This window comes from Photobacterium sp. R1, assembly GCF_054600795.1.
Genome location: NZ_BAAHZP010000008.1, coordinates 158,364 through 185,319 on the forward strand (window position 1 = coordinate 158,364; position 26,956 = coordinate 185,319).

At 56.4% G+C, this 26,956-nt stretch carries 10 protein-coding genes; 6 read left to right on the forward strand and 4 right to left on the reverse strand.

Going from position 1 to position 26,956, the window contains the following annotated elements:
- Positions 1-41: 41 nt before the first annotated feature.
- The 6 genes from gmk to ACYP03_RS15045 all read left to right on the forward strand — a co-directional run bounded on the left by gmk (position 42) and on the right by ACYP03_RS15045 (position 7,625).
- Positions 42-668 (forward strand): guanylate kinase, encoded by a 627-nt coding sequence (gene gmk, locus ACYP03_RS15020; protein WP_248144499.1) that lies wholly within the window; start codon positions 42-44, stop codon positions 666-668.
- A gap of 50 nt (positions 669-718) precedes the next feature.
- Positions 719-994 carry a DNA-directed RNA polymerase subunit omega gene (gene rpoZ / locus ACYP03_RS15025; RefSeq protein ID WP_027250547.1) on the forward strand — a complete coding sequence of 92 codons (276 nt, stop codon included), beginning with the start codon at positions 719-721 and terminating at the stop codon, positions 992-994.
- Positions 995-1,012: 18 nt separating this feature from the next.
- Positions 1,013-3,115 (forward strand): bifunctional GTP diphosphokinase/guanosine-3',5'-bis pyrophosphate 3'-pyrophosphohydrolase, encoded by a 2,103-nt coding sequence (gene spoT / locus ACYP03_RS15030; protein WP_248144500.1) that lies wholly within the window; start codon positions 1,013-1,015, stop codon positions 3,113-3,115.
- 117 nt (positions 3,116-3,232) lie between these two features.
- Positions 3,233-3,922 carry a tRNA (guanosine(18)-2'-O)-methyltransferase TrmH gene (trmH, locus tag ACYP03_RS15035; protein ID WP_330961405.1) on the forward strand — a complete coding sequence of 230 codons (690 nt, stop codon included), beginning with the start codon at positions 3,233-3,235 and terminating at the stop codon, positions 3,920-3,922.
- 34 nt (positions 3,923-3,956) lie between these two features.
- Positions 3,957-6,038 (forward strand): ATP-dependent DNA helicase RecG, encoded by a 2,082-nt coding sequence (gene recG / locus ACYP03_RS15040; protein WP_459780738.1) that lies wholly within the window; start codon positions 3,957-3,959, stop codon positions 6,036-6,038.
- 213 nt (positions 6,039-6,251) lie between these two features.
- Positions 6,252-7,625 carry a uracil-xanthine permease family protein gene (locus tag ACYP03_RS15045; RefSeq protein WP_330961407.1) on the forward strand — a complete coding sequence of 458 codons (1,374 nt, stop codon included), beginning with the start codon at positions 6,252-6,254 and terminating at the stop codon, positions 7,623-7,625.
- Between the two features lie 47 nt (positions 7,626-7,672).
- Here ACYP03_RS15045 and envZ read toward each other — a convergent pair whose 3' ends face one another.
- The 4 genes from envZ to ACYP03_RS15065 form a co-directional block, all read right to left on the reverse strand.
- Entirely contained in the window at positions 7,673-9,031 is a 1,359-nt protein-coding gene (gene envZ, locus ACYP03_RS15050; RefSeq protein WP_459780800.1) for a two-component system sensor histidine kinase EnvZ, read from the reverse strand.
- Between the two features lie 8 nt (positions 9,032-9,039).
- Positions 9,040-9,759, reverse strand: a complete 720-nt coding sequence (gene ompR, locus ACYP03_RS15055; RefSeq protein WP_036754793.1) for an osmolarity response regulator transcription factor OmpR — start codon at positions 9,757-9,759, stop codon at positions 9,040-9,042.
- A gap of 155 nt (positions 9,760-9,914) precedes the next feature.
- A complete protein-coding gene (gene greB / locus ACYP03_RS15060) occupies positions 9,915-10,391 on the reverse strand; it encodes a transcription elongation factor GreB (RefSeq protein ID WP_248144504.1) in 477 nt (158 codons plus the stop codon).
- A 169-nt stretch (positions 10,392-10,560) separates the two neighbouring features.
- Positions 10,561-26,550: an amino acid adenylation domain-containing protein gene (locus tag ACYP03_RS15065; RefSeq protein WP_459780741.1), complete on the reverse strand. Its 15,990-nt coding sequence runs from the start codon at positions 26,548-26,550 to the stop codon at positions 10,561-10,563.
- Between the last annotated feature and the right edge of the window lie 406 nt (positions 26,551-26,956).

Genomic DNA, 26,956 nt, shown 5'->3' on the forward strand with positions numbered 1-26,956 from the left:
ATACCCTGCGCGCCCTTTCTTCCACTTGAGTAACACTGGTCATGAGCAAAGGCACGTTATACATCGTTTCGGCCCCGAGCGGCGCAGGCAAATCCAGCCTGATCAACGCTCTGCTGGAAACCAATCCAACCTATGACATGAAGGTCTCGGTTTCCCACACCACACGCGGCATGCGTCCGGGTGAAGCACATGGTGTGCATTACAACTTTGTCAGCGTGGAAGAATTCAAAGAGCTGGCAGAACAGGGCGCGTTCCTGGAACACGCCGAGGTGTTCGGTAACTTTTACGGCACCTCCCGCCTGTGGATTGAGCAACAGCTCGATAAAGGCATTGATGTCTTTCTGGATATCGACTGGCAGGGCGCACAGCAAATCCGCCTCCAGATGCCGCTGGCCAAAAGTATTTTCATTCTGCCGCCGTCCAAAGACGAGCTGGAGCGTCGTCTCAACGCCCGCGGACAGGACAGCGACGCAGTGATTGCCCGCCGGATGGATGAAGCGCGCTCAGAAATCTCGCATTACACAGAGTACGATTACGTGATCGTGAATGACGATTTTGATGTGGCACTCATGGATTTTAAAGCAATCATCCGTGCGGAGCGATTGAAGCAAGACAAGCAAGCTGCTAAATATAGCAGCATGCTTTCTGCGCTACTGGCGCAGCAGTAAGTAATTTTGTACAATTTTCAATCTTTTTACTAAAACCACTGGAGTCCTCGATGGCACGCGTAACTGTTCAAGATGCTGTTGATAAAATTGGCAACCGTTTCGATCTGATCCAAATTGCTTCTCGCCGTGCACGTCAAATGCAAACTGGCGGTAAGGATCCACTGGTTCCTGAAGAGAACGACAAGTACACAGTGATCGCCCTGCGCGAGATCGAAGAAGGCCTGATCACCAAAGATATTCTGGACGCACGCGAGCGTCAGGAAATGCAAGAGCAGGAAGCTGCTGAACTGGCAGCTGTGAGTGCCATTGCAGGTAACCAGCGCTAATTCAAGGAAGCGGGCAATTTGTATCTCTTTGATAGCCTGAAAGAAGTTGTAATTGAATACCTGCCTGAGACTCAGATTGAGGCGCTCAGGCAGGCCTATTTAGTCGCAAGAGACGCCCACGAAGGCCAGACCCGTTCCAGCGGTGAGCCTTACATTATCCACCCGATTGCCGTCGCCCGGATCCTGGCCGAAATGCGCCTGGATTTCGAAACCCTGATGGCCGCCCTGCTCCACGATGTCATAGAAGATACCGATGTCACCAAAGACGACCTCGACAGTCGTTTCGGGTCGACCGTGGCCGAACTGGTGGATGGTGTGTCCAAACTGGACAAACTCAAATTCCGCGATCGGAAAGAAGCCCAGGCGGAGAACTTCCGCAAGATGATCATGGCGATGGCCAATGACATCCGGGTCATCCTGATCAAGCTGGCCGACCGTACGCACAATATGCGGACCCTGGGTGCCCTGCGCCCGGATAAGCGCCGCCGTATTGCCCGCGAAACCCTGGAAATCTTTTCTCCCCTGGCCCACCGTCTGGGTATCCACAATATCAAGACCGAGCTTGAAGAGCTGGGCTTCGAAGCCCTGTATCCGAACCGCTATCGGGTGCTGAAAGAAGTGGTCGCCGCTGCTCGTGGGAACCGAAAAGAAATGATTAACCGGATCCACGCAGAAATTGAAGGCCGCCTGTTTGATGCGGGGATCGACGGCAAAGTGGTTGGCCGCGAAAAGAACCTCTACTCCATCTATAACAAGATGAAGAACAAGGAACAGCGCTTCCATTCGATCATGGATATTTATGCCTTCCGGGTTTTGGTCCGGGATCTGGATACCTGCTACCGGGTGCTGGGACAGGTGCATAACCTGTACAAACCGCGTCCGAGCCGGATGAAAGACTACATTGCCATCCCGAAAGCCAATGGCTATCAGTCACTGCATACCTCTCTGGTCGGCCCGCACGGAGTTCCGGTCGAAGTTCAGATCCGGACCGACGACATGGATCAGATGGCGGATAAAGGGGTTGCGGCCCACTGGACCTATAAAGACGGCGAAAGCTCTGGCACCACCGCGCAGGTAAAAGCCCAGCGCTGGATGCAGAGCCTGATGGAGCTGCAGCAGAGTGCCGGTAACTCGTTCGAATTTATCGAGAACGTGAAATCTGATCTCTTCCCGGATGAGATTTACGTCTTCACACCGAAAGGCCGGATTGTCGAACTACCGGTCGGCGCCACTGCCGTTGACTTTGCCTATGCCGTGCATACGGACGTGGGTAATACCTGTGTCGGTGCCAAAGTTGACCGTCAGCCGTATCCGCTGAGCAAGCCGCTCAAAAACGGTCAGACCGTCGATATCATCAGCGCACCGGGTGCACGCCCGAATGCGGCCTGGCTCAACTATGTGGTGACTTCCCGCGCACGGACCAAGATCCGGCAGGTCCTCAAAACCATGCGCCGGACCGAATCCATTACGCTAGGCCGTCGCCTGCTGAACCATGCGCTGGGTGAACTGAATATCGACCAGATCGACCCGGACACGCTGAATCAGGTACTTCAGGATCTGCGTCTGAAAGATCAGGAATCCCTGCTCGCTGCGATTGGCCTGGGTGAACTGATGAGCGTGGTGATTGCCCGCAGACTGCTGGGCACGCTGGACGAAGAAAACCAGACGGACGACAAACGCCGGATGCCAATCCGTGGTGCCGACGGTATTCTGCTGACCTTCGCCAACTGCTGTCATCCGATCCACGGTGACCCGATCATGGCGTACGTCAGCCCGGGCAAAGGGCTGGTGATCCACCGCGAGGAATGTTCGAACATCCGCGGTTACCAGAAAGAGCCGGACAAATACATGCCGGTGGAATGGAGCCGCGACTTCGAGCAGGAGTTTGTCACCAACCTCAAAGTCGACATGCAGAACCATCAGGGTGCACTGGCCGATCTGACCAACACTATTGCCAATACCGGTTCCAACATTCAGGGTCTGTCGACCGAAGAGAAGGACGGCCGCCTGTATACCATCACCGTTCGCCTGACCACCAAAGGTCGGGTCCATCTGGCCAATATCATGCGCCGGATCAGGGTGATGCCGAATGTGGTCCGGGTTGCCCGGCAGAAAAACTGAGATGGCCGCAGCGCCAGCACAGTATGTCACGCACAAACGCCCGAACCGGGCGTTTGTGCTTTCCCAGCGGCTGAATCACAACGTGTCAGCCTGCCAGAAATCAAGAACATCACGACTATGACCCCAGAACGCTTTCAGCGAATCCAGTCAGTCCTGGCGACCCGCCAGCCGGATCTCACTCTGTGCCTGGAAGAAGTGCACAAACCCAATAACGTCTCCGCCATCATCCGGACAGCAGACGCCGTCGGCGTCCACAAAGTCCATGCCGTCTGGCCGAATGAAATGCGGGTTCTGAGCCACACCTCTGCCGGTGCCCGGAACTGGGTTGAGCTGCAAACCCATGACACCATGACGGATGCGGTGAGCCATCTCAGGACCCAAGGCATGCAGGTTCTGGCCACGCACCTGTCGGATCGCGCCGTTGATTTCCGCGAGATTGATTACACCAAGCCGACCGCGATCATTCTGGGCGGCGAGAAAAACGGGATCACCCCCGAAGCACTGGCACTGGCTGATCAGGACATCATTATTCCGATGGTGGGTATGGTACAGTCGCTGAACGTCTCCGTCGCCAGTGCACTGATCCTCTATGAAGCACAACGCCAGCGCCAGATCGCTGGCATGTACGACCGGGACACCACGCCACTGCCTCTGGAAACCGTGCACCGCATTTTGTTTGAACGCGGCCACCCGGTACTGGCAAAAGTGGCAAAGCAGAAAAAACTGCCTTACCCGCCGCTGGATGATAAAGGCCAGATCGTCGCTGACGACGCCTGGTGGCGTGCCATTCAGTCCAGAAACAAATAACCCAATCATCTGACGGAACACAGAGAGCAGACGCATGAGCGGACAGATGCTAGACACCATTACCCTGACTGAACTGTCGGGCGTGGGCGCCAAAATGGCTGAAAAACTCCATAAGATTGGCCTTCACACGGTGCAGGATCTGCTGTTCCATCTGCCGCTCCGTTACGAAGACCGGACCCGGATCTGGCCCATTGCTGAAATCCGGCCCGGCCAGCACCTGACCGTGCAGGGTGAAGTGCTCAGCAATGCCATCAGCTTTGGCAAACGCCGGATGCTGACCGTCAGAATCAGTGATCAGAGCGGTGCCTTAACCCTGCGCTTCTTTAATTTCAACGCGGCGATGAAAAACGCGTTGTCAGAAGGCAAGCAGGTCAAAGCCTACGGCGAAATCCGGCGCGGCCAGCATGGTCCGGAAATCATCCATCCGGATTACAAAATCTTTTCCGAACCCACTGAACTCGCGGTCGAAGAAACCCTGACTCCGGTTTATCCGACCACCGACGGCCTGCGGCAGCTGACCCTGCGCAACCTGACCGATCAGGCTCTGAAGCTGCTTGATAAAGCCGCGGTCACTGAGCTGTTGCCGGAAGGCCTGTACGACCGTCAGATGACGCTGGCGCAGGCACTGCATGTCATGCATCGTCCAACCCCCGATGTCTCGCTGGATCAGCTGGAAAAAGGTCAGCATCCAGCACAAAAACGCCTCATTCTGGAAGAACTGCTGGCCCAGAACCTGTCCATGCTGGCCGTACGCCAGAAAGGACAACAGCATCAGGCCTGGCCGCTGCCCCCCAGCGAACAGCTGAAACAGCAACTGCTGGCCGGACTGCCATTCAGCCCGACCGGCGCCCAGCAGCGCGTGGTGGCTGATATTGAATCCGATCTGGCAAAGTCCGTCCCCATGATGCGACTGGTTCAGGGCGATGTCGGCTCCGGCAAAACCCTGGTCGCGGCACTGGCGGCGGTTCGCGCCATCGGACATGGCTATCAGGTCGCGCTGATGGCACCGACCGAACTGCTGGCCGAACAGCACGCCCTCAACTTCGCCCAGTGGCTGGAACCGCTCGGCATTCAGGTCGGCTGGCTGGCCGGTAAGCTCAAAGGCAAAGCACGGGAAACCGAGCTGGCCCGCATTGAAAGCGGTGAAGCGAAGATGGTGGTCGGCACCCATGCCCTGTTCCAGCAACAGGTGATCTTCAGCAATCTGGCGTTGGTCATCATCGATGAACAGCACCGGTTCGGGGTGCACCAGCGGCTGGAACTGCGGGAAAAAGGCGCAAATGATGGCCGTTATCCGCACCAGCTGATCATGACGGCCACGCCCATTCCCCGGACGCTGGCCATGACCGCGTATGCCGATTTGGAAACCTCAGTGATCGACGAACTGCCGCCGGGCCGGACCCCCATTCAGACCGTCGCGGTTTCCGATGCCCGCCGCGCAGATATCATCGAACGGATCCGTGCCGCCTGTCTGAACGAAGGACGCCAGGCATACTGGGTCTGTACCCTGATTGATGAATCTGAAGTGCTGGAAGCCCAGGCGGCATCCGACACCGCCACTGAGCTGACCGCCCAGTTACCGGAGCTGAAAATTGGTCTGGTTCACGGCCGGATGAAAGCGGCTGAAAAGCAGGACGTGATGCAACGTTTCAAAGCCGGTGAACTGCACCTGCTGGTTGCCACCACCGTGATTGAAGTGGGTGTTGATGTTCCCAATGCCAGCCTGATGATCATCGAAAACCCCGAACGGCTGGGTCTGGCGCAGCTTCACCAGCTGCGCGGCCGGGTTGGCCGGGGCAGCGTCGCCAGCCATTGTGTGCTGCTCTATCATGCCCCGTTGTCGAAAACGGCTCAGCAGCGACTGGGCGTCCTGCGGGAAAGCAGTGACGGCTTCGTGATAGCCCAGCGCGATCTGGAAATCCGCGGTCCCGGTGAGCTGCTCGGCACCAAACAGACCGGCATTGCAGATTTCAAAGTGGCCGATCTGGTCCGCGACCAGCACCTGATCCCTCAGGTCCAGAAGATGGCGCGATACCTGCACGATCAATATCCGTCCAATGCCAAGGCCATTATTGAACGCTGGCTCGGTCACCGGGAAAACTATTCCAACGCCTGAACCGGACGAACCCGCCCGTTCCAGTGAAATCGCGGTCTGATGCCGCTGTTTTCTGCTTTCACACACCAAAAACAACATGCGCAAACGTTTGCTAATTTTGGGTTCGTCATTACAATAGGGGCCAATTTTGACCCAAGGGTCCTTTTTCGGCTTCAAACCTGTCCACTCAGATCCCCTTGAGAAGCCGACCTGTCGACGTAATAAGGATTGACCATGACCGGCCAGCACCAAGAAATTGAACGTCCCCGCACATCTGATTTGATTTACCGCCTTGAAGATCGTCCGCCCCTGCCGCAAACCCTGTTTGCAGCATTGCAGCACCTGCTGGCCATGTTCGTGGCCGTCGTCACCCCATCGCTGATCATCTGTCAGGCTCTGGGACTGCCGGCCAGCGACACCAACACCATCGTCAGTATGTCGTTGCTGGCCTCAGGCGTTGCGTCGTTCATTCAGATCCGGACCATCGGCCCGGTGGGTTCCGGCCTGCTGTCGATTCAGGGCACCAGCTTTAACTTTCTCGGCCCGATTATCGGTGCCGGGCTGGCAATGAAAGCCGGCGGTGCGGATGTGCCGACCATGATGGCTGCTATTTTCGGCACCATTCTCGCCGCTTCCCTGACAGAAGTTGCCATTTCACGGATTTTACAACATACCCGCCGGGTCATTACCCCGCTGGTGTCCGGCATTGTGGTGACTTTGATTGGTCTGACGCTGATCCAGATTGGCCTGACGTCAATTGGCGGTGGCTATGCCGCCATTGAAGACGGCAGCTTCGGCAGTCTGGATAAACTGCTGCTGGCCGGGATCGTCCTGGGGCTGATTGTCCTGATGAACCGGATGAAGAACCCGTATCTGCGTGTTTCATCCATTGTGATTGCGATGGCCGCCGGAACGCTGGCCGCCTGGCTGATGGGCATGATCAGTATGGAGCGGCTCGCCGAAACCACCCTAATCGCCATTCCTGCCCCGATGCAGTACGGACTGGGTTTTGACGGGTCGCTGCTGATCCCGCTGGTGATTGTCTTTGCCATTACGTCACTGGAAGCCATCGGAGATATCACGGCAACCTCAGAAACCTCAGAACAACCGGTCAGCGGCCCGGTGTACCTGAAGCGGATTAAAGGCGGCGTGCTGGCAGATGGGATCAACTCAGCACTGGCTGCAGTGCTGAACAGTTTTCCAAACTCAACCTTCAGCCAGAACAACGGCATCATCCAACTGACTGGCGTTGCCAGCCGTTACATCGGTTATTTTGTCGCTGGGATGCTGGTGTTGCTGGGTCTGTTTCCTGTTGTCGCCAATCTGGTTCAGCTGATCCCGGAACCTGTACTGGGCGGCGCCACCATCGTGATGTTCGGCACTATTGCCGCATCCGGGGTGCGGATTATTTCCCGTTGTGAGCTGGACCGTCGTGCCATTCTGATCATGGCACTGTCGTTCTCGATGGGACTGGGGATTGCGCAGAAACCGGAAATCCTCCAGTTCATGCCTGAGATTGTGAAAAGCATTCTTTCATCCGGCATGGCTGCCGGTGGCCTGACGGCGATTCTGCTGAACCTGATTCTGCCGGAAGAAAAGAAAGACTGATTGACGGACAGCGTCCTCCCATCACAAATGAGAGGGCGCTGTGCCTGCTAGGATTTCACGGCGCGCTTGCCGTTCTGTTTTACCGGACGCAACGGCAGACTCACCTGGACTTTCAGCCCCCCTTCGCTGCGGTTACTGAACTGAATGTCACCCTGGTGCTGATCCACTATCCGCTTCACAATCGCCAGTCCGAGTCCGGTACCTTCCGCATCGCTGCCGCGGGCAATGTCACCGCGGGTCAGGGGTTGCAGCATCTTCGCCACCTGATCCGGTTCAATCCCGGGACCGTCATCTTCCACACAGAACCAGGCCATCTGGCGATCCGCCGTCATCCCGCTGGTGACCCGAACCCAGCCATTGCCGTAACGCAGCGCATTAACCACCAGGTTACTGATCAAACGCTTAATCGCGACACCATTGACATACACTTTGCCATTGATGAGACCCAGCTCCTGCTCAATCCCCCGCTCAATGCCGCCTTCTGCCTCTGCCACATCTTCCACCAGCAGATTCAGATCATGAAGTTCCTGCTCCTGCAAATGGGTCGACTTCAGGTACTCCATAAACTGACTGATGATGGCATTACACTCTTCAGTGTCTTTAATCATGCTCTCAGCCAGATAGGCGTCTTCCGGGGACATCATTTCCGTCGCCAGACGAATTCGGGTCAGCGGGGTCCGCAAATCATGGCTGACCCCGGCCAGGAGTAAAGCCCGGTCATCTTCCAGCTGTTTAATCCCCTCGCCCATCTGATTAAAGGCTTTGGTGACGGCGCGGATCTCTGAAGCGCCCTGCACTTCCAGATGCGGCGGTGATCCCCCTTTGGCGACTTCCAGAGCCGCCTGCTCCAGTGCAACCAGCGGACGGTTCTGGATCCGGATAAACATCCAGCCTCCGGCGATCACCATAAAGGCAATAAACAGGCTGTAACCAAACAGCGGGGCAAAATCTTCTTCCTGTAATTCCGACAGCGGGACCCGCATCAGGTACCCCGGCATGGCATCACAGTTCAGCCAGAGAATGTAACTGTCGGCTCCCAGTGACAGCCTGACCTCAGTCGGCGTTCCCAGCTCCCGGCTCATTTCCTCACTCAGAAAATCAATCCGGGTCGCCTCGCGGTAGTCTTGCGACTCCGGGCCATCATCAGCCAGCAGGGTCACCCCAAGCTGTTCAAGAAGCTGGCGGCGTAAGGGGGTATCGAGATGGAAAGTATGACCATCAGCGAGCTCAACATCTTCTTTGAGCATCAGCCGGACTTCATAGGCCATAATGCGGTTGAACTGCTGCAGACTGGGTAGCAGGGCATAGTTCAGCACTGCCAGGTAAGAAAAAACCTGGCTGGCAATCAGCAGGCCAGCCAGGAGAATCAGTGTGCGGGTAAATGTCGAGCGCGGCGACATGCGCATCGGCATCGTTATGCCTCGCTGCCGTCAGGGACAAACACGTAACCGAGTCCCCACACCGTCTGGATATAGCGCGGACGACTCGGATCTTCCTCAACCATGCGGCGAAGTCGCGAGATCTGCACGTCAATCGAACGTTCCATCGCGGAATACTCTCGGCCACGGGCCATATTCATCAGCTTGTCGCGGGACATCGGCTCGCGGGCATTGGTCACCAGCGCTTTCAGCACGGCAAACTCACCGGAAGTCAGCGGCATCGCTTCCTCACCACGGAACATTTCACGGGTCCCCAGATTCAGCCTGAATTCGCCAAAAGTAATGATTTTGCCTTCCACACTCGGCGCACCCGGCGCTTCCACCGTCTGACGACGCAGCACGGCACGGATACGGGCCAGCAGTTCACGCGGGTTAAACGGCTTCGGCAGGTAATCATCCGCACCCACTTCCAGACCGACAATCCGGTCGACTTCGTCACCCTTGGCGGTCAGCATCAGGATTGGCAACATATTGTTGGCGTTGCGCAGACGACGGCAAATCGACAGACCATCTTCTCCCGGCAACATCAGGTCCAGTACCATGAGGTGGAAATTTTCCCGGGCCAGCAGACGGTCCATCTGCTCACCGTTCGCCACACTGCGAACCTGGAAGCCCTGCTCCGACAGGTAACGCTCCAGCAACGCACGCAGGCGCATATCATCATCAACTACTAGAATCTTGAAATTGTCTTGCATCGTTACACCTTATGCTTCGAACTCTGGATGTCGCCGAGGCGGTATTTTACGCGACCCCTGCCTTTTCTGACTGAATTGGTGCACAAATGATCGCCAGTAAATTGTTACTGAGTATGTCAGCCTGAACGATCAGTGCTGGCTGCTTCACTTTCAGATTAGTCCTTCACGTAGGTTATCGTATTGACGAACCAGACTTTATCGCCGTCCGGCGTACGCACCACCACTTCGTCATCGACTTCTTTTTTCAACAGGGCACGGGCCATCGGCGAATCAATCGAAATGTAGTCCTTGCGGCCGAAAATCTCGTCATAGCCGACGATGCGGAATGTCATGCTGGCACCGGCTTCGTTTTCCACCTCAACCCAGGCGCCGAAAAAGATCTTGCCTTCCTGCACCGGTGAATAATCAACAATCTTGACGTTTTCCAGTGTCTTTCGCAGATATCGCACCCGGCGGTCGATCTCACGCAGGCGCTTCTTGTTGTACTGATAATCAGCATTTTCCGAACGATCCCCAAGGCTCGCCGCCCAGGTGACTTTTTTGGTCACTTCCGGGCGCTCTTCCTGCCACAGAAAATCCAGCTCTTGTTTCAGACGGTTATACCCTTCCCGGGTGATCAAAGGGGTTCTCATGCAGTCGTGCTCTTTTGTGATTCAATGTCTTGATTATACGATGCTGAGCGGCCGGACATCGAGTCACCCGTTCAAAACACTGTGAAGGAATGCCGGAAAGGATAAAGACAAATAAGGCTCCCCCATCATCCTTAATAGGGGAGCCAAACTCATTAAATCACCCGCGGATTTAACTTGATTGAACGATGACTGTTTTCAACATCTCGATATCCTCCAGCATGTTGCTGTGATGGCAACCATGCATATTCATTGTGGTTAATGATTGCTTGGTGTACTGAGCCACATTGTTGTCCGGCGTGTTCAGAATCAATTGCTGAAATTCCAGACTGTTATCGCTCTGAAGATCAGGATCAGACAGCATCGCTTTGAACAAAGTCACCTGCGTATGTTGGAGTTGACCGCTCACAGGCATTTGATTGATCCGGGACTCAGCAGGGACAGCTTGCAGGATTTTATTCACATATTCAGGATCCAGAGCACTTCTTTGATATTTCTCCGTCATCAATGCAATTTTTTCTGAAATTGACGGTAGTAATGCTTGCAACGCCGGTGACTGAATCACCGTATCCAGCAGGTACAGCTTGATATCCTTCACACCGTATTGCTCTAACTGGTACGCGATTTCCATTGCCAGCAAACCACCTAATGACCAACCAAGAATGCGAACAGGCTTCTCGAACAATCTGTATTTCGTCATCTGTGACAAATAGATATCAGCTAAAGCGGGTAATGACTCCACAGCAGATGGCATGACCAAATTGTAATTATTCACGCCAATACAATGAAAATCCTCAGAAAGGGACTGTGCGAGCGCCGCATAAACTTCGCTGCTGGCAGTTCCGGGATGAATCATGAACAAGCAGGATTCAGCCTGCGAATTTGGCGTCAGCATCGTGATTAACGCGTCATGCGAATCAAAAACCTGATTTTCAGACAGCATGGCAATACAGGGCTGACCGAAGAGCGTTGCCAGCGGAATGTCCACATTCAGCTGCGTACGCATGGCCGCTGTCAGCTTGATGGCCTGAATCGAATCCCCACCCAGACGGAAGAAGTTGTCATCAATACCGACCCGTTCAACCCCGAGTACCTGCTGCCACACCTGGCACAGCTGGGCTTCCAGAGCATTACGCGGCGCCCGGTAGCTGTCTTCACTCACCCACACCGGCCCCGGCAGCGCCCGGCGGTCCAGCTTACCGTTGAGGGTCAGCGGCACCTGATCAATCAACGTGATACTGCCCGGCACCATGTACTCCGGCAATTGCGCCGACAGACTCTGGCGCAATGACTCGGTATCAACATTGTCATCGCCCGGCACCACATAAGCCGCCAGTACCTTGCTGCCTTCCCGGTCCAGATCGACCACCACCGCCTGCTGGACACTCGGCTCAGCACTGAGCACACTGGCGATTTCACCCAGCTCAATCCGGTAACCCCGGATCTTCACCTGCTGGTCGTTCCGACCCAGATATTCCAGATTGCCGTCCGGCAGCCAGCGCACCAGATCCCCGGTGCGGTACAGCCGGGTATAGCCCTTCGCTTTGTCGGCTTCCGTCGCAAATTGATTGACGATAAAGCGCTCTGTCGTCAGCTCCGGACGGTTAAGGTAGCCCCGAGCCAGACCGGCCCCGCCGATGTACAGCTCACCCACCGCACCCAGCGGCAGCAGCTGCTGATTGCCATCCAGCACATACAGCTGGGTATTGCTGATGGGTTTCCCAATACTTACGTCATTCGGAAGCACAGCTTTCTGAGTCGCACAGACCGTTGCCTCGGTCGGACCATACTGATTAAAGAGAGTCTCGACCGGCAACTGAGCCAGCGGATTGAGCGATTCTCCCCCCACATGCAAGACTTTCAGGGACGTCCCGGCAAGCTTATCGCCCAGATAATTGAACAGCGCAGTCGGCAGGAAAGCCTTCGTCAATTCATGCTCAGCCAGATAATCCAGCAGTACCTGCTCATCACGTTGCATCACCGATGTAGCCAGATGCAACTCACACCCGAATATCAAGGACGGAAACAGCTCATACACCGATGCATCAAACACGTAATTGGCAAAACACAGGACCTTCGCCTGAGGATTCAGCTGATGACTGTCCCGCATGAAGTACGCCAGATTCACCACGCCCTGATGCGCCACCATCACCCCTTTCGGTTGACCTGTGGTCCCTGAAGTGTAAATCACATACGCCAGATCTTCCGGCGCCGGTCCGCTGTCCAGATTGCTGCCCGACTGTGCCTGCAATGTCTCACTGTCCGCCAGAACAATTGTTGCCGCATGTCCTGTCGCCACGAGCGCCTCAACTTTCTTCCGCTGCGGTGTATGAGTGATCACCAGCGGCGACTTAGTATCCTCTAAAATGAACGCACTGCGCTCTGCCGGGTAATCCGGCGAGATGGGCACATAAGCCGCCCCCGCTTTCAGCACCGCCAGAATGCTGATCACCATCTCCGGACTTCGATCCAGATACAGCGCCACCAGGGTATCGGCGGGCAGCGCTACCTGATGAGTTTCTCGGTACATCTGCCGGATCTGTCTGGCCAGCTGGTTGGCTTTGCTGTTCAGTTCGCGATAAGTCAGAGACTGCCCTTCAAACACCAGCGCAATGTTGTCCGGCGTTCTTGCCACCTGCGCTTCGAACAGCGCCGCCAGACTCTGGTCCTGCGGGTACGGGGCTTCGGTCTGGTTGAAGGTGGTCAGCAGGGTGTGTTTTTCCTCCGTGGAAAGCAGCGTGATCGCATCATGATGCTGATGCGGATCACGGGCGACCGCCAGCAAGATCGCCTGAACCTGCTGCAACAGCCGCTGAGCCTGTGCATCATCCAGCCAGTCCAGACCATAACTGAGTTTCACCACCAGAGTCTGGCCTTGTTCGTACCCCATCACCGCCAGCGGATAATCCACTTTCTCGATCGCATCCCGGAAGACAATGTGGTTCGCAATCGAATCGTCGGCCTGGGCACCCGTGTCCGGCGCCGGATAGTTCTCAAACACCATCAGCGAGTGGAACAATCGCTCCCCGCTCTGCTGAAGCTTCGCCAGCGACATGGCACTGTGGGTGTTGATGGCGGCCACCTGCTGGTGGATCCCCTGCAAGACTTCTGAAATGTTGACTGACACCGACCAGTCCACACAGAGCGGCAGGGTATTAATATAGAGGCCGACACTCTGCTCAATGCCTTCAACCGGCACATCCCGCCCGGAGACCGTGGTCCCGACCAGGGTCTGCGAGTCTCCGGTATAGGTGTGCAGGAGTTTATGCCAGGCAAACTGCAACGCCACGTTGAGCGTTACGCCTAACTGCTGACAGGTGTCCTTCAACTGCTGATAACTGGTTTCGGCCAGGGTCAATGTCTGGGCTGCCGGGCGGTCAATCTGCCTGAGATTTGCAAGGTTCACCGGGTGAGTCAGCAACGGCGTCACGTCATTCCCCCCTTCCCAGGCAGACCGCTGTTCCTGCCAGTACGCCTCCGTCTCCGCCTGATGGGACAGATGGAACTGCTGCGTCCGGACATACGCCTTGTCTGTGGTGATCACGGGTGTTTGCCCCTGGCTGAACTGCTGATAATACTCATGCACGGCCTGCCAGAGCACCGGACCGCTCCAGCCATCCGCGATGCTGTGATGCTCGGTTTTCAACAGGGTGTAATGAGTCTCATGGTGCCGGATCAGGGTCAGTCGGAAGAGCCCCGGCTGCGTCAGGTCAAAGCCTTTCGCCCGGTCAGCCTGCTGCAGACGTCTGATTTCCTCCTCACGCGCCGCCTCCGGCAAGTGGCTGATATCCACGACGTCAATATCTGGTTCGCCTGCGCCTGATGGGGTCAAAATGACCTGCAGCAGCGCTTCCTGCCAGTCAAATGCCATCCGCAGGACAGGGAAACGTTCCGCCGCCAGCTGCCAGGCCGCCCGGTAGGTCGCAACATCCAGGGCGCAGTGGTAATCCATCAGCAACTGCACGCAATACGCGTCATCCTCAGGCTGGCTGAGCTGATGATAAATAAAGCCCTGCTGCAAACTACTGGCCGGATAAATCGCTTCAATGTCATGATAACGCTGCTGTAAATGCGCCAACTGAGACTGAGACAGCACGCCCCGGCCATAGTCGCTGGCCGTTCGGACGCCACCCACTACAGCCTGGGTACAGGTGGTATCAATCACAGCGCACAGCGCCAGCTCAAATGCCCGGGCAAACGCCTCACCCTGCGCTTCACCTAACCGGCAGTGCACATAAAAAGACAGTGTGCCATCCTGCACCGCCCCGTTGATATTGAGCAGCAAGGGGCTCTGGTTTTCCGGTGCAACCATCACGCCGCACGGCTCACTGGTCAGCGACCACAGCGTATCGGCTTCACCGACACTCAATTGCCCAAGATAGTTGAAACTGACCCGGGGTAAAGGCTGACTCAACTGATCCGCCAGCGCGCCATAACCAATCCCTTTGTTCGGGATGGCCCGTAACATCTCTTTGGTCTGAATGATGGTATCAGCCATCGCCGGTGCGCTCATCAGTCTGACCGGGTACATGGTGGTCAACCAGCCCACTGTACGGGAGAGATCGATCCGTGCATCAATCGCTTCCCGGCCATGGCCCTCCAGAAGAATGCTGTTCTCCGCCTGACCGAAGGTCTCCGAAAGCGCGACGGCCAGCGCACTGAGCAGCAAGTCGTTGACTTGGGTGTGATATCCCTGCCCGGCCTGAGACAGCAACGCCGAAGTCATGGCCGGGGACAACGCAGCCCTGTGTTCACTGAGTGCCGCCGGGGCCAGTTCAAGCGCAGGTGCAGAGAGCACCGATGACCAGTAAGCCGCCTCCTCCGAGTGCGTCTCACCGTAATGTCGTACCGTCTCGACCCACTGACGATAACTGCTGGTTTTCGGCGGTAGCGCTTCCCCATTCAGCAGAAGGCGCATGTCCTCCGCAATCAACCGCCAGGAAACCACATCAATCACCAGATGGTGCGCCGCAAAAAACAACCGGGCGCTGCCGTCGGCATAACCGGTCAGATGAGCTGCCTGCCAGACGTTCCCTGCGTGATAATCAAATCCGCTCTGCACATCGGTCAGAGCCTGCTGTAATGACGCTTCATTCATCCCGCTGATGTCCAGGGATTGCAGGGCAGGCTGTCGGCCCGAAGGCTGGTAACATTGCTCATACCCCTGTGCAGTTTTGGTAAAGCGGGTACGCAGACAATCGTGCTGAGCAGCCAGTGCCGCCAACGCCCGCTCAATGTCAACCCGCGCAATTTCCCCGGGGATCCGGACCATGAAGGCCTGATTCCAGTGTTGTGGCGACGACCAGTCACATTCGAAGAACCACTGCTGGATGGGCAGTAAACCAAACGAGCCCGTGAGTTCGCCTTGCTCGGTCAGCATCTCCACCGCAGTTTGCGCCTCTGACAATGCCCCCGCCAGCATGCTGATGGTCGGGTGGTCAAAAAGGGTTTTCACCTGCAGGCTCAACCCGGCCTGACGGAGCTTGTTGACCAGTTGAATACTGACAATCGAATCCCCGCCCAGACGGAAGAAGTTGTCGTCGATACCAACCTGCTCGACGCCGAGGACCTGCTGCCACACCTGACACAGCTGGGCTTCCAGCGTATTACGCGGCGCCCGGTAACTGTCTTCGCTCACCCACACCGGCGCTGGCAGCGCCCGGCGGTCCAGCTTGCCGTTAATCGTCAGCGGCAGTTTTTCTATAACCGTGATGCTACCCGGCACCATGTAATCCGGCAGCTGTGCCGACAGACTCTGACGCAGTGACTCAGTATCCACATCGCCATCGCCCGGCACCACATAAGCCGCCAGTACCTTGCTGCCTTCCCGGTCCAGGTCGACCACCACCGCCTGCTGGACACTCGGCTCAGCACTGAGCACGCTGGCAATTTCGCCCAGCTCAATCCGGTAGCCCCGGATTTTCACCTGCTGGTCGTTCCGGCCCAGATATGCCAGATTGCCGTCTGGCAGCCAGCGCACCAGATCCCCGGTGCGGTACAGCCGGGTATTGCCCTTCGCCTTGTCAGCTTCCGTGGCAAACGGGTTGGCAATGAAGCGCTCCGCCGTCAGCTCAGGGCGGTTGAGGTAGCCCCGGGCCAGACCGGCCCCGCCGATGTACAGCTCACCCACCGCACCCCGCGGCAGCAACTGCTGATGCTCATCCAACACATACAGCTGGGTGTTGCTGATGGGCTGGCCAATCTCATTCAGGTTCCGGCGTTCCGTTAACTTCCCTGCCGCATAGATACTCGCCTCAGTCGGGCCGTAAAAGTTATACAGCGCATAATGTTGGTGCCAGTACAAACAAGCCTCAGGGTCACAGGACTCACCGGCAAACAGGATTGTCTTTAAAGAAGCATGCTGCTTCTGAGGTAACGCAGCCAGAACCACCGGCGGCACATACAGGATATTGAGCGCCTGCGCATCAATATACGCACTCAGTACATGCGGATCTCTCCGACACGATTCTCCCAGCAAATGTAACTCACCACCGAAAAGCAAACTGTTCAACATTTCAGAAACAGACACATCAAAGGTGTACTGGCTGAAGCAGGAAACCCGGCTTCCTGAAAGATCGAAATCATAAACAGCCTGCATCGATTGCAGGGTGTTTCCCGCACTCTGATGCGCTACCATCACCCCTTTCGGCTGACCTGTGGTCCCCGAGGTGTAAATCACATAGGCCAAATCTTCCGGCGACGGGCCGCTTTCTAAGTTACTGTCCGGCAATGCCTGCAAGGCGTCACTGTCGGCCAGAATCATCCGCGCAGCATGTCCCCCCGACAGAAGAGCATCGACGCTCGCCTGCTGCGGTGCATGGGTGATCACCAGCGGCACACAGGTATCTTTTAAAATGAACGCACTGCGCTCTGCCGGGTAATCCGGCGAGATGGGCACGTAGGCCGCTCCAGCCTTCAACACCGCCAGAATACTGATCACCATCTCCGGGCTGCGGTCCAGATACAGCGCCACTAAGGTATCAGCCGGCAGCTCTGCCTGATGAGACGCCCGGTACACCTGCCGGATCTGCCGCGCCAGCTGATTGGCTTTGCTGTTCAGCTCACCGTAAGTCAGGGACTGCCCCTCAAACACCAATGCAATGATGTCCGGTGTTCTTGCCACCTGCGCCTCGAACAGCGCCGCCAGACTCTGGTCCTGCGGATACGGGGCTTCCGTCTGGTTGAAGGTGGTCAGCAGGGTCTGTTTTTCCTCCGTGGAGAGCAGCGTGATCGCGTCATGATGCTGATGCGGATCACGGGCGACCGCCATTAAGATCGCCTGAACCTGCTGCAACAGACGCTGAGCCTGTGCATCATCCAGCCAGTCCAGACCATAACTGAGTTTCACCACCAGAGTCTGGCCTTGTTCGTACCCCATCACCGCCAGCGGATAATCCACTTTCTCGATCGCATCCCGGAAAACAATGTGGTTCGCAATCGAATCGTCGGCCTGGGCACCCGTGTCCGGCGCCGGATAGTTCTCAAACACCATCAGCGAATGGAACAAGCGCTCCCCGCTCTGCTGAAGCTTCGCCAGCGACATGGCACTATGGGTGTTGATGGCGGCCACCTGCTGGTGGATCCCCTGTAAGACTTCTGAAATGTTGACTGACGCCGACCAGTCCACACAGAGCGGCAGGGTATTAATATAGAGGCCGACACTCTGCTCAATGCCTTCAACCGGCACATCCCGCCCGGAGACCGTGGTCCCGACCAGAGTCTGCGAGTCTCCGGTATAGGTGTGCAGGAGTTTATGCCAGGCAAACTGCAACGCCACGTTGAGCGTTACGCCTAACTGCTGACAGGTGTCCTTCAACTGCTGATAATGGGTTTCGGCCAGAGTCAGTGTCTGGACTGCCGGGCGATCAATCTGCCTGAGATTTGCAAGGTTCACCGGGTGGGTCAGCAACGGCGTCACGTCATTCCCACCGTCCCAGGCAGACTGCTGCATCAGCCAGTACGCCTCCGTCTCCGCCTGATGGGACAGATGGAACTGCTGCGTCCGGGCATACGCCTCGTCTGCGGTGATCATGGGTGTTTGCCCCTGACACAGCTGCTGGTAATACCCATGTACCGCCTGCCAGAGCACCGGACCACTCCAGCCATCTGCGATGCTGTGATGCTCGGTTTTCAGCAGGGTGTAATGGTGCTCATGGTGCCGGATCAGGGTCAGTCGGAAGAGCCCCGGCTGCGTCAGGTCAAAGCCTTTCACCCGGTCTGCCAGCTGCAACCGTTTGATTTCCAAATCTCGTTCGGCTGCCGACAAGTGACTGATATCTACCACCTCCAGCGGTGCTCCACTCGCTTCCGCGGGAGACAGGACAATCTGCAGCAGCGCTTCCTGCCAGTCAAATGCCATCCGCAGGACAGGGAAACGTTCCGCCGCCAGCTGCCAGGCCGCCCGGTAGGTCGCAACATCCAGGGTGCAGTGGTAATCCATCAGCAACTGCACGCAATACGCGTCATCCTCAGGCTGACTGAGCTGATGATAAATAAAGCCCTGCTGCAAACTACTGGCCGGATAAATCGCTTCAATGCCGTGATAACGCTGCTGTAAATGCGCCAACTGAGACTGAGACACCACACCCCGACCATAATCACTGGCCGTTCGGACGCCACCCAGAACAGCCTGGGTGCAGGCGGTATCAATCACAGCGCACAGCGCCAGCTCAAATGCCCGGGCAAACGCCTCACCCTGCGCTTCACCTAACCGGCAGTGCACATAAAAAGACAGTGTGCCATCCTGCACCGCGCCGTTAATATTGAGCAACAAGGGGCTCTGGTTCTCCGGCGCAACCATCACGCCGCACGGCTCACTGGTCAGCGACCACAGCGTATCGGCTTCACCGACACTGAGCTGCCCAAGATAGTTGAAACTGACCCGGGGCAAGGGCTGACCCAGCGGATCCGCCAGCGCGCCATAGCCGATCCCTTTGTTCGGGATGGCCCGTAACATCTCTTTGGTCTGAATGATGGTATCAGCCATCGCCGGTGCGCTCGTCAGTCTGACCGGGTACATGGTGGTCAACCAGCCCACGGTACGGGAGAGATCAATTCGTGCATCAATCGCCTCCCGGCCGTGCCCCTCCAGAAGAATGCTGTTCTCCGCCTGACCGAAGGTCTCCGAAAGCGCGACCGCCAACGCACTGAGCAGCAAGTCGTTGACTTGGGTGTGATATCCCTGCCCGGCCTGAGACAGCAACGCCGAAGTCATGGCCGGGGACAACGCAGCCCTGTGTTCACTGAGTGCCGCCGGGGCCAGTTCAAACGCAGGTGCAGAGAGCACCGATGACCAGTAAGCCACCTCCTCCGAGTGCGTCTCACCGTAATGCCGCACCATATCAACCCACTGGCGGTAACTGCTGGTTTTTGGCGGCAGCGCTTCCCCATTCAGCAGAAGGCGCATATCCTCCGCAATCAACCGCCAGGAGACCGCGTCAATCACCAGATGGTGCGCCGCAAAAAACAACCGGGCGCTGCCGTCGGCATAGCCGGTCAGATGAGCTGCCTGCCAGACGTTCCCTGCGTGATAATCAAATCCGCTCTGCACATCGGTCAGAGCCTGCTGTAATGACGCTTCATTCATCCCGCTGATGTCCAGGGATTGCAGGGCAGGCTGTCGGCCCGAAGGCTGGTAACATTGCTCATACCCCTGTGCAGTTTTGGTAAAGCGGGTACGCAGACAATCGTGCTGAGCAGCCAGTGCCGCCAACGCCCGCTCAATGTCAACCCGCGCAATTTCCCCGGGGATCCGGACCATGAAGGCCTGATTCCAGTGTTGTGGCAACGGCCACTCACATTCGAAGAACCACTGCTGGATGGGCAGTAAACCAAACGTCCCGGTGAGTTCGCCCTGCTCGGTGAGCATCTCTGCCGCCACTTGCGCCTCTGACAGCACCCCCGCCAGCGTGCTGATGCTCGGGTGGTCAAAAAGGGTCTTCACCTGCAGACTGAACCCGGCCTGACGCAGCTTGTTGACCAGTTGAATACTGACAATGGAATCCCCGCCCAGACGGAAGAAGTTGTCGTCGATACCAACCTGCTCGACGCCGAGGACCTGCTGCCACACCTGACACAGCTGGGTTTCCAGCGCATTGCGCGGCGCCCGGTAGCTGTCTTCGCTCACCCACACCGGCGCCGGAAGCGCCCGGCGGTCCAGCTTGCCGTTGAGGGTAAGCGGCACCTGATCAATCAACGTGATACTGCCCGGCACCATGTACTCCGGCAGCTGTGCAGACAGACTCTGGCGCAATGACTCGGTATCAACATTGTCATCGCCCGGCACCACATAAGCCGCCAGTACCTTGCTGCCTTCCCGGTCCAGGTCGACCACCACCGCCTGCTGGACACTCGGGTCAGCGCTGAGCACACTGGCGATTTCGCCCAGCTCAATCCGGTAGCCCCGGATTTTCACCTGCTGGTCGTTCCGGCCCAGATATGCCAGATTGCCGTCTGGCAGCCAGCGCACCAGATCCCCGGTGCGGTACAGCCAGGTATACCCTTTCGCCTTATCCGCTTCCGTGGCAAACGGGTTGTCAATGAAGCGCTCCGCTGTCAACTCAGGCCGATTGAGGTAGCCCCGGGCCAGACCGGCCCCGCCGATGTACAACTCACCCACCGCACCCAGCGGCAGCAGCTGCTGATGCTCATCCAGCACATACAGCTGGGTGTTGCTGATGGGCTGCCCAATACTCACGTCATTCGGAAGCACAGCTTTCTGAGTCGCACAGACCGTTGCCTCTGTCGGACCATACTGATTGAAAAGGGTTTCGACCGGCAATTGGGCCAGCGGATTGAGCGATTCTCCACCCACATGCAAGACTTTCAGGGATGTCCCGGCGAGCTTATCCCCCAGATAGTTGAACAGCGCAGTCGGCAGGAATGCCTTAGAGACTTCGTGTTCATTCAGATATGTCAGCAATGCCTGCTCATCACGTTGCATCACTGATGTGGCCAGATGCAACTCACACCCGAACATCAGGGATGGAAACAGCTCATATACCGATGCATCAAACACGTAATTGGCAAAACACAAGACCTTCGCCTGAGGATTCAGCTGATGACTGTCCCGCATGAAGTACGCCAGATTCACCACGCCCTGATGCGCCACCATCACCCCTTTCGGCTGGCCTGTGGTTCCCGAGGTATAAATCACATACGCCAGATCGGCCGGTGACGGCCCACTGCCCAGGTTGCTGTCCGGCAATGCCTGTAGTGCTTCGCTGTCTGCCAGCAGCATCTGCGCAGCCTGTCCGCCCGACAGAAGAGCGTCGACGATCGCCCGCTGCGGTGCATGGGTGATGAGCAACGGCGCCCGGGTATCTTCAAGAATAAACGCGCTCCGCTCGGCCGGGTAATCCGGCGAGATGGGCACGTAGGCCGCCCCCGCTTTCAAAACCGCCAGAATGCTGAACACCATCTCCGGGCTGCGGTCCAGATACAGCGCCACCAGGGTATCAGCCGGTATTTCTGCCTGATGAGACGCCCGGCACACCTGCCGGATCTGCCGCGCCAGCTGATTCGCTTTGCTGTTCAGCTCCCGGTAAGTCAGGGACTGTCCCTCAAATACCAGCGCAATGTTATCTGGCGTTCTTGCCACCTGCGCTTCGAACAGCGCCGCCAGACTCTGGTCCTGCGGGTATGGCGCTTCGGTCTGGTTGAAGGTGGTCAGCAGAGTGTGTTTTTCTTCATCAGACAGCAGGTCAATTTCGCAGATCCGGGTCTCCGATGACTCCGCAAACACCGTCAGCAGCGTTTGATAACCACTCAGCAGGCGGAACATACTTGCTTCCGTAAAGAGGCGGGTCGCAAAGTTCAATGAACCACGGATCACTGACTGCCCCCCGTTCTCTCCTTCTTCCAGGAACAGGCTGAGATCATATTTCGCCGGGCTGAAATCGACTGCCGTCGCAGCGACCGGACTCAGCGGCAAGTTGCTGTGACTGAATCCCCCATCATCAAAGGACTGCATACTGAACATCACCTGGAACAGCGGATGACGACTCGGATCCCGCGTTACGCCCAGCGCATCCACCAACTGCTCGAACGGCAGGTCCTGATGGGCTTTGGCTCCGGTTACCACGGCGTGAGTCTCATCAATCAATGTTGCGATGGTATCTCCAGATTTCACCTGCGTCCGCAGTATCAGAGAATTCACAAACATCCCGATCAGCCCTTGAGTTTGGCTGTGATGACGGTTATCCGTGGGGGTTCCCAGTAAAATATCTTCCTGATGACTGTACTTCGACAACAAGACACTGAAGGCACTCAGCAGCACCGTATACAGAGTCGTCCCCCGGGCTTTGGCCAGCGCTTTCAGCGCTGTAGAGACCTCGACAGGCAGACTAAAGTGAAGGTTCTGCCCTGCATAATCCAGTGCGGCTGGCCTTGACTTGTCCGTCGGCAGGTTGAGTGTCTCATAGCCGCTAAGCGCATCCTGCCAGTAAGACAGCTGTTGCTCCCTTACCGCCCCCAGCAGGTATTCCCGCTGCCAGTGCGCATAGTCACCGTAACTGATCGGCAGCTCGGGCAGGCTTGGGGCACGATCTTCCAGCAGCGCCTGATAGGCTTCGCTGAGCTCACGGAAGAAGACTTCAACAGACCAGCCGTCCATTGCGATGTGGTGCCAGAGCATCAACAGGTAATGCTGCGCTTCCTGGTGCTCATCCCCGTCCACCACGTAATGATGCACACGCATCCCCGGGGCTTCCCGCAAGGAAAAAGGCATGCCGATGTCGGCACGGACAGCCGCTTCCAGTGCAGCATCATCGGTCAGAACCGTCGTCGTGACCGCCAACGCATCAGACCCAACACGCTGATAACCCACGCCTCGCTCATCGTAGCCATAGACGCTTTTTAGCACCGGGTGGCGGTCTGCCACGATGTGCAGTGCCTGACACAGTGCCGGTAATACATCTGCGCTCGCTAACTGGAACAGCTGCGGAATGTGATAGGCGGATGTTCCCTGTTCAAAGTCCTCAATAAATAACATCCGCTCCTGAGCAAAGGACAACGGATAGCTCTCTAATGCCAGCGCCGGGATCTCAATCATCTCCGACAAAGCATTCAGCTGTGCACTTAACCCCGCCACTGTTGGCTGACCAAAGAGTGTCGCCAGCGGCACATCTGTATTCAGCCGGGCACGCATGGCCGCCGTCAGCTTAATCGCCTGAATCGAGTCTCCCCCTAACCGGAAGAAGTTATCGTCAATGCCGACCCGCTCAACCCCGAGCACCTGCTGCCAAACCTGACATAGCTGCATTTCCATTGCATTGCGCGGCGCCCGGTAACTGTCTTCACTCACCCACACCGGCGCAGGTAATGCCCGGCGGTCCAGCTTGCCGTTAATCGTCAGCGGCAGTTTCTCTATCTGTGTGATACTGCCCGGCACCATATATTTCGGCAGTTGGGCCGACAGACTTTGACACAGCGCCTCGGTATCCACCGCTTCTGAAGTCGGAACCACATAGGCCGCCAGTACCTGGCTACCTTCCCGGTCCAGATCGACCACCACCGCCTGCTGCACACTCGGCTCAGCACTGAGCACGCTGGCAATCTCGCCCAGCTCAATCCGGTAACCCCGGATCTTCACCTGATGGTCGTTCCGGCCCAGATATTCCAGGTTGCCGTCCGGCAGCCAGCGCACCAGATCCCCAGTGCGGTACAGCCGGGTATACCCCTTCTCATGATCAGTATCCGTCGCAAACGGATTGGCAATAAAACGCTCCGCCGTCAGTGCCGGACGGTTGAGGTAGCCCCGGGCGAGACCAGCCCCGCCAATGTACAGTTCACCGACCGCACCCAGCGGCAGCAGCTGCTGATGCTCATCCAGCACATACAGCTGGGTATTGCTGATAGGCGCACCGATATTATTGGCGATATCCCCCGGCTGGTATAACTTCGCGCTGGCACACACCGTGCTTTCAGTCGGTCCGTAAGCATTCAAAACCTGACTGTGCTGGCTGAAATGCGCCAGCAGGCTATCGGAAGGAGACTCCCCAGCCGAAATCAGCACCGACAGTGACGGGAAGGTCCGTTCTGTCATCAGTGACAGCACTGCAGGCGGGAGGGTCGCAAAATCGATGCCCTCCCGCTCAATCACCTCGGCCACCTGTGTGGCATTCCGCTCATGCTCAGCACACAGATAGCCCTTCAGCCCGCTAGTCAGGCTTACAAATATTTCCCACACCGAGGCGTCAAACACATAGGATGCAAACCACAAGGCATACTGGCGCTGCGACGTCTGAAACAGCGATTGCTGGGCCTGAATCAGATGTGCGGCATTTTGATGCGCCACCATCACCCCTTTCGGCTGGCCTGTGGTTCCCGAGGTATAAATCACATACGCCAGATCGGCCGGTGACGGCCCGCTGCCCAGGTTGCTGTCCGGCAATGTCTGCAACGCATCGCTGTCCGCCAGAAGCATCTGCGCAGCATGTCCGCCCGACAGAAGCGCGTCGACATTCGCCTGCTGCGGGCCATGAGTGATCACCAGCGGCGACTTGGTGTCTTCTAAAATGAATGCGCTCCGCTCTGCCGGGTAATCCGGCGAGATGGGTACGTAAGCCGCCCCCGCTTTCAGCACCGCCAGCATACTGATAACCATCTCCGGGCTTCGATCCAAATACAGCGCGACCAGTGTGTCCGCAGACAATTCGGCCTGATGAGACGCCCGGTATGTCTGCCGGATCTGCCGTGCCAACTGGTTGGCTTTACTGTTCAGTTCACGGTAAGTCAGGGACTGCCCCTCAAACACCAGTGCGATGTTGTCCGGTGTTCGTGCCACCTGCGCTTCGAACAGCGCCGCCAGACTCTGGTCCTGCGGGTAAGGCGCTTCCGTCTGGTTGAAGGTGGTCAGCAGGGTGTGTCTTTCAGAGTCTGAAACCAAGTCAATATCACGGATACGCGTGTCATGTTGCTCAATCAAGGTCGATAACACTTTCACCACCCGCCCGATAAACGCCTGACTTTCTTCTGGTGTGAAAAAAGCATCCAGAACATGGGCTGATATGACGAACGGGCTGTCACTACCATAATCTTTCAGTCTCAGTAAAAGTGCCTGACTGATATCTTGCTCGTACACTCGCGTGAGATGATGTCCTACACATTCTTTAGCAAAAGCTTCATAGTTTATGGTTACATTCGGTAGCGTTGCTCCATGCTCACGCGCGAGCCGACTCAGGTGGGCTGCCGGGTATCTGCAATAACGCAAGGCACTTTTGAGTGTTCGCATGCAAGCTTGAATATAATCCAGACTGACCGCCTCCGGTGTCACCGTCATCGCAACCGGATAATCATTTGAATGCATCCCGACAACCTGCATACCCTGATGTCCTTGCCTGCCATGGGTCACCGTACTGAAACAGAGCTCAGTTTGACCGATCATCCGTGACAGCACCACACTCACTGCGCCAAACAACATCGCCTGCATCGTCACACCGTGTTGTTCGCAGTAATCCTGCATTGCAAACTTTAATGACTCCGGCAAAGCCTGGATTGAATAATGACTCCCTTTCTCAGAATACCGAGCGGAAAGGCAAGTCATGTCATGCTGCTGCAGAAACGCCGTCCAATAGTCCTGATCTTTTTGACATCGGGATGAACTCAGATACTCTCTGGCTCGCTCAACAGCGGGTTGATACTGGGGAAGATCACTCAGCCACTCGTGGTTCTGCTGGTTCGCAATGTCCTGATAAAGCTGGTGTACATACTGCTGAAGCTGGTACATCCCCAGACCGTCACAAATTAAATGGTGCAGTTTGATAAAGAGATAACAGATTTGATTGTCCAACCGGATCAACGTCAGCTGATGGAGGTTGTCTCCGAGATAGTCGAATGGCTGCGCCATATCCTGGCTCAACCAAAGCTCTGCATCCGCTTTAGGCGTCGGACTGGCACTGAAATCCACGAGACGAACTGTATCGTCCCCGGTCTCAGGTGACAGGGTTTGCCGCACCTCACCATCAGCAGAAACACTGAAGGTGAGACGCAGTGCATCCAGATTCGCCACCAACAGTGACCAGACACGCTGCAGAATCAGAGGATCAATATGGTTTGCTAACGTATAAGCCCCGACATTGTACCGAGTACTCAATGGAGTCAGCGCCTGATCGTAAAAGATGTTTTCTTGAGTTGGGTGCAAAGAAAAAGTCTGAGGAAACAAAATAATATCCTTCTAATGCATGAATCATTCATTGCGCACTGGTTTTCATCAGCGGAGCGAATAAATATTGATGACTGCAGCCATGGCTATGCAGATGAAACGCCACAATTCCAGGACACCTGCCATCACCGCGAAAGCATCCGATTGATCATTTTCATCTCTGCATTGAGTCTGGAATACAGGGTGACAAAGCAACACCAGAACAACTGCAATGTACAACTCTCCGAAAACCAATAAGGTTTCAGATTTGTTCAAATTAATTCTTTACTGTGATTACTTTATTGGGAGTTCGATATTTCTGGTGCTGCATCTGTGCGAAAAAGAAATGCCTTTTGCCAGACATTCTGTCAATAATGAAAAAACACATTTAATAAATTCAATGAAGTGAGTCGCATTTCACCCCAAA